This window comes from Actinophytocola sp. (assembly GCF_045807065.1).
Lineage (GTDB): Bacteria > Actinomycetota > Actinomycetes > Mycobacteriales > Pseudonocardiaceae > Actinophytocola.
This window is the reverse complement of the sequence record NZ_JBJMIE010000256.1, coordinates 1-10,030: the sequence shown is the minus strand read 5'-3', so window position 1 is coordinate 10,030 and position 10,030 is coordinate 1. Positions and strand designations below refer to the sequence as shown.

Annotated in this window: 11 protein-coding genes; 4 read left to right on the top strand and 7 right to left on the bottom strand. The window is 70.1% G+C overall.

What is annotated here, in order from left to right; translation table 11 throughout:
• The first annotated feature begins 80 nt into the window (after positions 1-80).
• The gene (locus ACJ73U_RS15120; protein ID WP_407778246.1) at positions 81-1,010 is read left to right on the top strand and encodes a rhomboid family intramembrane serine protease; all 930 of its coding nucleotides are present in this window, start codon (positions 81-83) and stop codon (positions 1,008-1,010) included.
• Here ACJ73U_RS15120 and ACJ73U_RS15115 read toward each other — a convergent pair.
• Positions 1,007-1,426: a PH domain-containing protein gene (locus ACJ73U_RS15115; protein ID WP_407778245.1), complete on the bottom strand. Its 420-nt coding sequence runs from the start codon at positions 1,424-1,426 to the stop codon at positions 1,007-1,009. The genes ACJ73U_RS15120 and ACJ73U_RS15115 overlap by 4 nt on opposite strands.
• A 144-nt stretch (positions 1,427-1,570) precedes the next feature.
• On the bottom strand, positions 1,571-1,837 hold the full coding sequence (gene crgA / locus ACJ73U_RS15110; RefSeq protein ID WP_407778244.1) for a cell division protein CrgA: 267 nt from the start codon (positions 1,835-1,837) through the stop codon (positions 1,571-1,573).
• Between the two features lie 200 nt (positions 1,838-2,037).
• On the opposite strand from crgA, the gene ACJ73U_RS15105 reads away from it, so the two are divergent.
• Together ACJ73U_RS15105 and ACJ73U_RS15100 are read left to right on the top strand one after the other, a co-directional pair.
• A complete protein-coding gene (locus ACJ73U_RS15105) occupies positions 2,038-2,895 on the top strand; it encodes a class E sortase (RefSeq protein WP_407778247.1) in 858 nt (285 codons plus the stop codon).
• Positions 2,895-3,053, top strand: coding sequence for a hypothetical protein (locus ACJ73U_RS15100; RefSeq protein WP_407778243.1), 159 nt, complete (start codon positions 2,895-2,897; stop codon positions 3,051-3,053). The genes ACJ73U_RS15105 and ACJ73U_RS15100 overlap by 1 nt, the downstream gene beginning before the upstream one ends.
• 117 nt (positions 3,054-3,170) lie before the next feature.
• Here ACJ73U_RS15100 and ACJ73U_RS15095 read toward each other — a convergent pair whose 3' ends face one another.
• A complete protein-coding gene (locus ACJ73U_RS15095) occupies positions 3,171-4,394 on the bottom strand; it encodes an APC family permease (RefSeq protein ID WP_407778242.1) in 1,224 nt (407 codons plus the stop codon).
• A gap of 32 nt (positions 4,395-4,426) precedes the next feature.
• Between ACJ73U_RS15095 and ACJ73U_RS15090 the strand changes: the two genes are divergently transcribed.
• Positions 4,427-5,080 carry an aminodeoxychorismate/anthranilate synthase component II gene (locus ACJ73U_RS15090; protein WP_407778241.1) on the top strand — a complete coding sequence of 218 codons (654 nt, stop codon included), beginning with the start codon at positions 4,427-4,429 and terminating at the stop codon, positions 5,078-5,080.
• A gap of 6 nt (positions 5,081-5,086) precedes the next feature.
• Here the strand turns inward: ACJ73U_RS15090 and ACJ73U_RS15085 are convergent, their stop codons facing one another.
• The 4 genes from ACJ73U_RS15085 to ACJ73U_RS15070 all read right to left on the bottom strand — a co-directional run.
• The gene (locus tag ACJ73U_RS15085) at positions 5,087-6,139 is read right to left on the bottom strand and encodes an FAD-dependent oxidoreductase (RefSeq protein WP_407778240.1); all 1,053 of its coding nucleotides are present in this window, start codon (positions 6,137-6,139) and stop codon (positions 5,087-5,089) included.
• Positions 6,140-6,146: 7 nt separating this feature from the next.
• Entirely contained in the window at positions 6,147-8,132 is a 1,986-nt protein-coding gene (pknB, locus tag ACJ73U_RS15080) for a Stk1 family PASTA domain-containing Ser/Thr kinase (protein WP_407778239.1), read from the bottom strand.
• 70 nt (positions 8,133-8,202) lie between these two features.
• A complete protein-coding gene (locus tag ACJ73U_RS15075; protein WP_407778238.1) occupies positions 8,203-9,666 on the bottom strand; it encodes a serine/threonine-protein kinase in 1,464 nt (487 codons plus the stop codon).
• Between the two features lie 2 nt (positions 9,667-9,668).
• A partial coding sequence (locus ACJ73U_RS15070) for a penicillin-binding transpeptidase domain-containing protein (RefSeq protein WP_407778237.1) occupies positions 9,669-10,030 on the bottom strand: 362 nt, incomplete at its 5' end.

The window sequence follows — 10,030 nt, the reverse complement described above, 5'->3', positions numbered from 1 at the left end:
CGCAGACCCAGCCGCCGCACGACAAGCCGCTGGAGGACATCGTCGTGGAACGGGTCAGCGTAGAGCGGGGCTAGCCTCTCGTGTCCGTCAACAGACAGCAGGACCTGCCGGCCTGCGTGCGACATCCCGACCGGCCGACCGGTCTGCGCTGCGTGCGGTGCGACCGGCCGGCCTGTCCCGACTGCCTGCGGGAGGCGTCGGTCGGCTACCAGTGCGTCGACTGCGTCGCCGAGGGCAGCAAGTCGGTCCGGCCGGCACGGACCGTCTCCGGCGCGCGTGCCCAGCGGAGCACGCGGCCGATGGTCGTCGTGCCCGTGCTCATCCTCCTGAACGTGCTGGTGTTCGCCGCCACCGCGTTCGAGGCGCGGAGCATCACCGGGAACGACCGCTCGAGCCTGTTCGTCGACTGGACGCTCGTGCCCAGCCTGGTCGCGGGCGGGGACTACTGGCGTCTGGTGACCGCCGGCTTCCTGCACTTCGGCAACTACGGCGGCTACGGGCCGGTCCACCTGATCTTCAACATGTTCGCCCTGTACGTGCTGGGCCGCGATCTCGAGGTCGTGCTCGGCCGCGTCCGGTTCCTGGCCGTCTACGCGCTCGCCCTGCTCGGCGGGTCGGTGTCGGTGATGCTGTTCGGGGAGGCCCTGGGGAGTGTCGCCGGGGCGTCCGGAGCGATCTACGGCCTGTTCGGCGGCATCGCGGTCGTGGTGTTCCGCGCCAAGATGAACCCGCGGCCGGTCCTGATCCTGCTCGGGATCAACATCTTCCTGTCGGTCGCGTTGCCGGGCATCTCCCTGCTCGGCCACCTCGGCGGGCTCGTGGTGGGGGCGGGGGCGACGGCGGCGCTGGTCTACGCGCCGAGGAACAAGAACCTCGTCCGGTTCCAGGTGCTGGCGTGCGTGGCGATCGCGGTGGTGCTCGTCGTCGTGGTCGCGGTGCGAATCGGCGCGATGGACTCCTGCGACTCGGTGACCGTCGACGGGCGCCTCTACGGCTGCACCGGGATCTAGGTCCGCAGCGCGAGCAGCTCGCCGACGACGTCCTCCGGGTCGGCGCCGAGGTCGAACCGGCCGAGCACCACCAGGTCGGGCGGTTCGGCGTGCTCCGCGTCGACCTCGAGGGTGGCGGTCGCCCGGCCGAGGCGGCGCGTGCGGACCAGCCGCACGTTCACCTCGGCCCACGTCCACCTGCGGGTGCCGGTCAGGCCGCGCACCGCGATGCCCTCCTGGTCGGCGGCGAGCCGGGGACGGGCCACGGAGGTGAACAGCCCGATCGCGACCAGCAGCAACGCGACCGTGCCGAGCAACACCCGGCCGGGTGGGTCATCCGCCAGCACCGCCCACGCCGCGGCCGCCACCGCCAGCACCCAGGCCAGAACCACCACGGCGGGCCGCGGCGACCACGTTCTGGTTGCTGGCGAGGTCACGGTGCAGTCACGCTCCGAATGCACGAACGAGCCGCGGATACGAGTTATCCACAGCAGTTGTCCACACTGGGGATGACTCACACCCGTGTGGTTCAATCACGCTGAGCTGAACGGATCAACAGGTACCGGCTACCGATAGGGTTGTTACCGCCACCGCATGGTCATCAGCAGGCCGCCGATCATGAGCGCGAAGCCGATGGCGAAGTTCCAGTTGCCCAGGCTGGACATGAAGGGGATGCTGTCGCCCGCGATGTAGTTGACCACCAGCCAGGCCAGCCCCAGAACCATCACGCCGAGCATGACCACGACGTAAATGGGGTGCGACGGACCCGCGGTCTTCACCTTGACCGGGGTGCGCCGGTCAGTAGGTGCGGTGTAAACCGTCTTCTTGCGGACCTTGGACTTAGGCATGGGAGTCCTCACTGGCGTGTAGCTTGGGCACAAACACCACTCTGCAACACGTTAACGTAGCCGAGGGCGTCGGCGAACCCATAGGTCGGGGACCTCGAGAGGAGTGCTGCGTGGGCACCGTGGAGCACATCGGCCGTGGGGCGGGCCGAATCTCCGGCGACCTGGGCAACCGGGTGCCGTCACCGCGCCCTCGACGTCGCATGCCCGAACCACCGACCGTTCGGATCCCGAAGGACTTCCTACGCCCAGGGCCGCCCAGGAAGGACCCGGTGCGCACGGTCGTCCGCACCGTGGGCGAGGTGCTGATCACGCTCGGCCTCGTGACGCTGCTGTTCGTGGTCTACGAGGTCTACTGGACGGACCTGATCTCCGCCGGCAAGCAGCGCGACGCCACCAGCGCCCTCGACAACCAGTGGAAGACGAAGACGGAGGACGCGCAGCGCCAGGACCACTTCACGGGCCTCGGCGAGGGCGACGGCTTCGCGAAGATGTACATCCCGTCCTTCGGCGCCGACTACCACTTCACGATCGTGGAGGGCACCACCGAGGACAGCCTGGAGATCGGTCCCGGCCACTACACGCACACGGCGTACCCGGGCGAGGCCGGCAACTTCGCGGTCGCCGGCCACCGCGTGGGCAAGGGCGCGCCGTTCAACGACATCAACCTGATCAACTCCTGCGACGCGATCGTGGTGGAGACCCAGAACAACTGGTTCGTCTACCGGGCGCTGCCAAGGGCGGAGGAGAAGGCCGGCTGGGCCGAGGGCAAGGGCAAGGAGGCGCAGTGCAAGGGCGTCTCGGTGCTCGGCGGCCCGTACAAGAACCTGGTGGGCCAACAGATCGTCTCGCCGAGCGAAGGCCTCGTGGTCGCGCCGGTGCCGGGCTCGTCCACCGCGCCGAGCGCGGGTGAGCAGGCCGCGCTGATGACGCTGACCACGTGCCACCCCCGCTTCTCGGACAAGCAGCGCCTGATCGTGCACGCGGTCCTGGTCAAGCAGTGGGCGAAGGATTCGACCAAGCCGAACTGGACGCCGCCGGAGCTGAAGGAGACCGCCTGATGTACGCGTGGATCTGGCGCCATCTCCCCGGCCCGATCGGACTACGGGTGACCCTGGCGTCGCTGCTGGCGCTGGCGTTCGTCGCGCTGCTGATGTTCGTGGTGTTCCCCTGGGCCGAACCCCTGCTGCCGTTCAACCACGTGACGACGCCACAGTGAGGTGCTGTACGTGGCGATAGCCATGCGTGACGAACCGTTTGATCCGTTGATCGACCTCGACGGGCTGTGGACTCCCGAGTTGGCCGAGCACTACCTGCCGATCGTTCGAAGTGTCCTTCAATCCGCAGGACCTACTCGAACCTTGATCGCGCGGCCGGTGAGGCCGACCGCGAAGACGGCGAGGCCGACCAGTACCGAGGTGAGCGGCAGCGTGGCCGCCAGCAGCAGGCAGCCGGCCAGGCCCACGATGTTGAGCGGTCGCGGCCACCGGCGGTCGGTGCCGGTCTGGGTGGCGGCGGACAGGTTGGTCACGGCGTAGTAGACGAGCACGCCGAACGAGGAGAAGCCGATGACCGCGCGGAGGTCGGTGGCCAGTACGAGCACGGACACGGCCGCGCCGACGGCCAGCTCTGCCCGGTGCGGTACGGCGAAGCGCGGGTGCACGGCGGCGAGCCAGTGCGGCAGGTCCTGTTCCCGTGCCATGGCGAGCGTCGTGCGGCCCACGCCGGTGATGAGTGCGAGCAACGCGCCCAGGCTGGCGGCCGCGGCGCCGATGGTGACAAGAACCGTCCACTGCGGATCGAGTGCGTCCGCGAGGGGCGCCTTGGACCGGGAAAGTCGTTGCGGGCCAAGGGTGTGCAGGAGCGTGAGACCGACCGCGAGGTAGATGACCAACGTGCAGGCGAGTGCTCCGACGATGGCGCGCGGGATGGTTCGCCGCGGCTCCCGCACCTCCTCGCCCAGGGTGGCGATCCGCGCGTACCCGGCGAAGGCGAAGAACAGGAAACCGGCCGCCTGCAACACATCCAGCGGACCAACCACCATTCGAGAACTGTCCACGGTGACCGGACGGTCCACCCAGGACAGAATGATTATCAGCAACAGCAGGCAGAGCACGACGGCGAGGAGAATCCGCGTGACGAGTGCGGTCCGCGTTATCCCCCGCAGGTTCACCGCGACGAGCACGACAACGGCCGCGACGGCCACCGGCTTGGCGTAGCCCGGCGCCACGTAGGACGCGAACGTGAGCGCCATGGCCGCGCAGCTCGCCGTCTTCCCGACCACGAACCCCCACCCGGCCGTGAACCCCCACCAGGGGCCCAGCCGTTCCCGGCCGTAGACGTAGGTGCCGCCGGACGAGGGGTAGGCGGCGGCAAGTTGTGCGGAGGCGGCTGCGTTGCAGTACGCGACGAAACCCGCGACGAGGATCGCCAGCGGCAACCACGCGCCCGCGCTGGCCGCGGCCGGTGCGAAGACGGCGAACACCCCGGCACCGAGCATCGACCCGAGGCCGATGGCGGTGGCGTCGAAGGTGCCGAGCCGGCGGGCGAGGTCGGTCACTGTCGGTCTCCTCGGGCAGTACAGTTTGTGGCATGCGCGTGCTGGTGGTCGACAACTACGACAGCTTCGTCTACAACCTGGTCCAGTACCTGGCCCAGCTTGGCGCGGAATGTGTCGTGCTGCGCAACGACGCCCCGGAGCTGTCCGATCCGTCCGTGCTCGACGATGTCGACGCGGTCCTGCTCAGCCCCGGCCCGAGCACTCCGGAGCGGGCCGGCGCCAGCGTCGAGGTGGTGCGGTGGTGCGCGGCCGTCGAGCGTCCGCTCCTGGGCGTGTGCCTGGGCCACCAGGCGATCGGCGTCGCGTGGGGTGGCACGGTCGACCGCGCCCCGGAACTGCTGCACGGCAAGACGAGCCAGGTCCACCACAAGGGCGTCGGCGTGCTGGCGGGCCTCCCGGACCCGTTCACCGCGACCCGCTACCACTCCCTGACCGTGCTCCCGGACACCGTCCCGGCCGACTTCGAGGTGACCGGCAGGACGGACACCGGCGTGGTGATGGCCATGCGACACCGCGAACTGCCCATCGAAGGCGTCCAGTTCCACCCGGAGTCGGTCCTCACCGAGGGCGGCCACCGGATCCTGGCCAACTGGCTGGCGAGCGCCGGTCACGAGGTCCCGGCTCAACGCGTCCGCGAACTGGAGAACGCGATGCGCACGCTGGCGGAAGCGGCCGTCCACCCGTAGCGCGGCTCACTCCGCGTGGGGGAGCTGGGGAGACAGGTCGCTGATGGCCGCGTTGGCCAGTGTCTGGCCGATCGCCGGGGCGTGCTTGAACAGGTTCGCGCCCCAGACCACCGTCACCGGTCCCGTGGTCGCGACGTGGACGCCGTCGCCCAGGGCCGCCGGGGCGTCGCAGTAGACCTCTGCCACGATCTCGTCCGCGACGCCGACCAGGGCCTCGCGCACGTAGGACCGCACCAGCTCGCGGGACTCCTCGACCACCTGGTCGCGGCCGCGTTCCCACTCCTCGACCTCCGGGGGCAGGTTCAGGCCGATCGACCACAGGCCCGGGGCCGACAGTTGCTGGTAGCTCGAGATCCCCGACCGCCACGACTGCGTGCCGTCCAGCCAGCACGGCGGTGCCGCGTCCGAGTCCTTCAGGCGGAACGTGAACCGGACGTGGTGCGCCAGCTCGGTCGGCAGGTACAGGTCCACCTGCGCGGCCAGCTCCAGCGACCCGCGCCCCGCCGCCACCACGACGCGGTCGACCTCGTGGACGCCGCCCGACCCGTGCACGCTGACCCAGTCGTCGTGGACCTCGATGCGGTGGATGTGCTCCTGGCGCACGCGGTTGCCGATGGCGGCGCGGAGGAACCTCCCGGTGGCCGGCGCGTCGATGACCCCACCGGCCGGGTCGACGAGCGCGGGGCCCGGCAGGGACGACACCGGCAGCCCCAGTGCGGGGTCGACCTCGTCGTACAGCGTGTGGTCGACGCCGGCTTCGGTCATCGCGACGGCCCAGTCCTCGGCTTGGGGGCCGGTGACGACCACCGTCTGTTGACCCACCAGGCGGTTGCCGGCGCGGTGGGTCCAGTCCGCCCACAGGCCGGCGGCCGCCGCGGCGTAGGCGACGAGGCCCGAGTCGGCGTGGGCCAGGCGGAAGATCCGGGAGCTGCCGGCCGACCGGGCACCCATGGGCGTACCGGTCTCGAACACGACCGCTTCCGAACCGTGCCGGAGCAGGGCGTACGCCGTCGACAGGCCGACGACGCCGGCCCCGATGACGGCGGTACGCATCTGCATCAGCTGGTCAGCCGCCGGTCCCGAGACTGGTCGCGACGATCACGCCGACATCCTCGTCCTTCTTGATCCGCGAGTTGGGGGCCTGCTCCTGCTCGATGATCTTGCCGAGCTCGGACGGGTCCGTGGTCTGGCCGGCCTGGTCGTTGAGGTGGCCGGTCCAACCCAGGCCGCGCAGCGTCTGCCGCGCGTCCTGCGGAGTCATGCCGCTGAGGTCCGGCATGGGAATCGTCTCGTCGTCCTGCTGCGGGCCCGTCGACACCGTCAGCGTGATCGTGGTGCCCGGGTCCTGCTTGCCCGTCGGGTTCTGCGCGATGACCTCGTCCTTGGGCTTGTCCGAGGCCTGGTCCTGCCGGTTGACGTCGAAGCCGGCCTGCTCGAGCTGGGTCTTGGCGTCGTTGAAGGTCTTGCCGACGACGTTGGGAACGTCCTCGTTCTCCTTCTTCTTGCCGATGGTCAGCTTGACCTTGGTGCCCGGGTCGGCCTGCGTGGTCGCCGCCGGGTTCGTGGCGATGACCTTGCCGACCTGGTCCTCGTCGTCGACCTCTTCCTCGTCGTAGTTCGGGTCGACCGTGAGACCGGCCTGCTCGAGCTGCGTCTTCGCGTCGTCCGGGTCCGCGCCGACGACGTTGGGCACCGCGATCTTGTCCGGTGCCTTGCCGACGATGAGGGTGAGCGGGTCCTGCTTGTTCATCTTCGTGCCGGGCTTGGGGTTCGTGTCGATGACCTTGCCGATGGAGTCCGGCCCGCAGCCCGGCTCGTTCGTCGGGGTCGGCGTGCACGTCGTGTACTGGACCTCGGGGTGGAAGCCCTTGTTGGTGAGGTCGGAGCGTGCGGCGTCGAGCAGCTGCCCGGTCACGTCGGGCACGGCGACGGAGTCGGACGCCGGGTCGTCGCCGAGCACGCTGCTCAACAGCCAGACCAGCACGGCGATCAGCGCGACACCGAGGACCGAGAGCAACGCGATGAGCCAGCCCTTGCGGCGCCGGCGGCGGCGTTCCTCCTCCTCGTCCTCGTACGGGTCGTAGTCGTCGTAGTCGTTGGAGAGCGCCTGCGGGCGGTGGCGGCCGCGCTGCTGCGGCATCGCGGTGGTGCGGCCCTGCGACAGGATCGTGGTGCGGTCCTCGTCGGTCATCACCATCGGCGCGAGCGGCCGCTGGCCGGACAGCACGCGCACCAGGTCGGTACGCATCTCGGCGGCCGACTGGTACCGGTTCGCCGCGCCCTTGGCCATCGCCTTCAGCACGATCGCGTCCAGCGCCGGGTTCACCCGCCCGTTCAGCGCCGACGGCGGCTTCGGGTCCTCCCGGACGTGCTGGTAGGCCACTGCGACGGGGGAGTCGCCGGTGAACGGCGGCTCGCCGGTCAGCAGCTCGAACAGCACACAGCCGGCCGCGTACACGTCACTGCGCGCGTCGACGGCCTCGCCCCGGGCCTGCTCGGGGGACAGGTACTGGGCGGTCCCTATCACCGCGGCCGTCTGCGTCACGGCGGCCTGGCCGTCGTGCACGGCACGCGCGATGCCGAAGTCCATCACCTTGACCGCGCCGGTCTTGGTGATCATGACGTTGGCCGGCTTGACGTCCCGGTGGATGATGCCGTGCCGGTGGGAGAAGTCGAGTGCGGCGCAGACGTCGGCCATGATCTCCGAGGCGCGCTGGCCGGGCAGCGGACCCTCGGTCTTCACGATGTCCCGCAGCGTGCGCCCGTCCACGTACTCCATGACGATGTAGGGCAGCGGGCCGTGCTCGGTCCTGGTCTCGCCGGTGTCGTACACGGCGACGATGGCCGGGTGGTTCAGCGCGGCCGCGTTCTGGGCCTCGCGGCGGAACCGTTCCTGGAACTGCGGGTCTCTCGCCAGGTCGGCGCGTAGGACCTTCACGGCGACGTCCCGGCCGAGGCGGACGTCGCGACCCTTGTGCACCTCGGACATACCGCCGTAGCCGAGCGTGTCGCCAAGCTCGTAGCGGTTGGAGAGCAGTCTCGGTGTGGTCATCGGTCTTTCGTCTCGATCCTCGTCGGGTGTGCGCCCATAATGCCTGTCCGGTGGCAACTCCCGCGGTCAATCATCGCGGCGGTTCCCCATCTTCCTCGCACCGCACGTTCACCTTGGTGCCCACCAGCTGCCGCCCGGTGGGCGTCACCTGGAACACCGTGCACCGGCTGAGGCTCACCGGGGTCGTGCCGTCCTGGTTCAGCACCACCGGCTCCAGCTGTTCGTCCCGCAGTTTCGTGACGGCGAAGTCCGCGGGCCGGTTCAGGAACACCGACTCGTCGACTCGCACGTACTTGTCCTGCGGAATGCCCGTCATCGGGGGGTTGCCCGGGGTGCCGGAGCCGTCCTCGTTGACCGGGTCGTCGCCCTCGCCCCCGGTCGGCGCCGAGGCGGTGGTTCCCGGCGTCGACCTGCCGTCGGTGTCCCGGTCGGCGTTGAGCAACGACGCCACCCCGAGCACCGCGAGCACCAGAAGTACCACACCGAGCACGACAAGCAAGACCCAGAGCCCGGCCCGGCTCCGCCTCGGCGGTTGCTGCGGCGGCCCGAGCGGGAACGAGCCCGTGCCGCTTGGTGGCATCGTGTGCGGCGTGCTCGGTGGTCCGACCGGCAGCATGCCCGGGTTGGTTCCCGGCCCACCAGTGTAGTGCCCGGCCGCGACCCGACCGGACGGTGCCGGCAGTGGGCGCCCCGCACGCACCGCGGCGACCGCGGCCGCGAACTCCCCACCGCTCGAGTACCGCTGGGTGGGGTCCTTGACCAGGGTCGCCTCGATGACCGCCCGCGCGTACGGCGGCACGTCGGGGGGCAGCGGCGGCGGCGCGTCGCGGATGTGCATCATCGCGACGGTCACCGCGTTCTCCGAGAGGAACGGGCGGTGCCCGGCGAGGCACTCGTAGCCGACCACCGCCAGTGAGTACACGTCGCTGGCCGGCTCGGCCTCGTGACCGAGCGCCTGCTCGGGCGCGATGTAGTGCGCGGTGCCCATGACCATGCCGGACCGGGTGACCGGTGCGGCGTCGGCGGCCTTGGCGATGCCGAAGTCGGTGAGCTTCACCACGATCCGGCCGTCCGGCGTGTGCGTGACCATGATGTTGCCCGGCTTCACGTCGCGGTGGACGTAGCCGCGCTCGTGCGCGGCCTGCAACGCGTTGCCGGCCTGCTCCAGGATCTCCAGCGTGTACTCCGCGCTGATCCGCCGCTCCTTCGCCAGGATCGCCGCGAGGGGATCGCCCTCGACCAGCTCCATCACCAGGTAAGCGGTGTCCTTCGGACCGTCGACCACCGCGTTCGTCTCGCCGTAGTCATGAACGGCGGCGATGCCGGGGTGGTTCAGTGACGCGGTCGTGCGGGCTTCTGTGCGGAACCGGTGGAGGAACTCGGCGTCCCCGCACAGCTCCGGTTTGAGCACCTTGATGGCGACGCGTCGGTCCAGCCTCGTGTCGGCCGCCTCCCAGACCTCGCCCATGCCACCGACGGCGATGCGGCGGGCGAGTCGGTAGCGGTCGGCCAGGAGCTGTCCTGACGTCAGCATCTCTAGCTCCCCCCGACCAGCGCGTTGATGGCGGCCCGACCGACGCCGGCGGCCAGCTTGCCGCCGGTCGCGGCGACGTCCTTGCTTTCTACCACCACGGCGACCGCGATCTGGGGGTTATCGGCAGGTGCGAACGCCACGTACCACGCGAACGGGGGAGCGCTCTTCGGGTCGACGCCGGTCTCCGCGGTACCGGTCTTCGACGCGATGGTCAGGTCACCGCGCTTGCCGGGGCCCGCGGTGTTCTTCTCCGACTCGATCATCATGTCGCGCAGCTCGTCGGCGTTGCTGCCGGACAGCGCCTGGTCCACCTCGTCCGGGTCGTAGCCGGAGATCTCGTCCAGGTCCGGCGCCAGGATCTTCT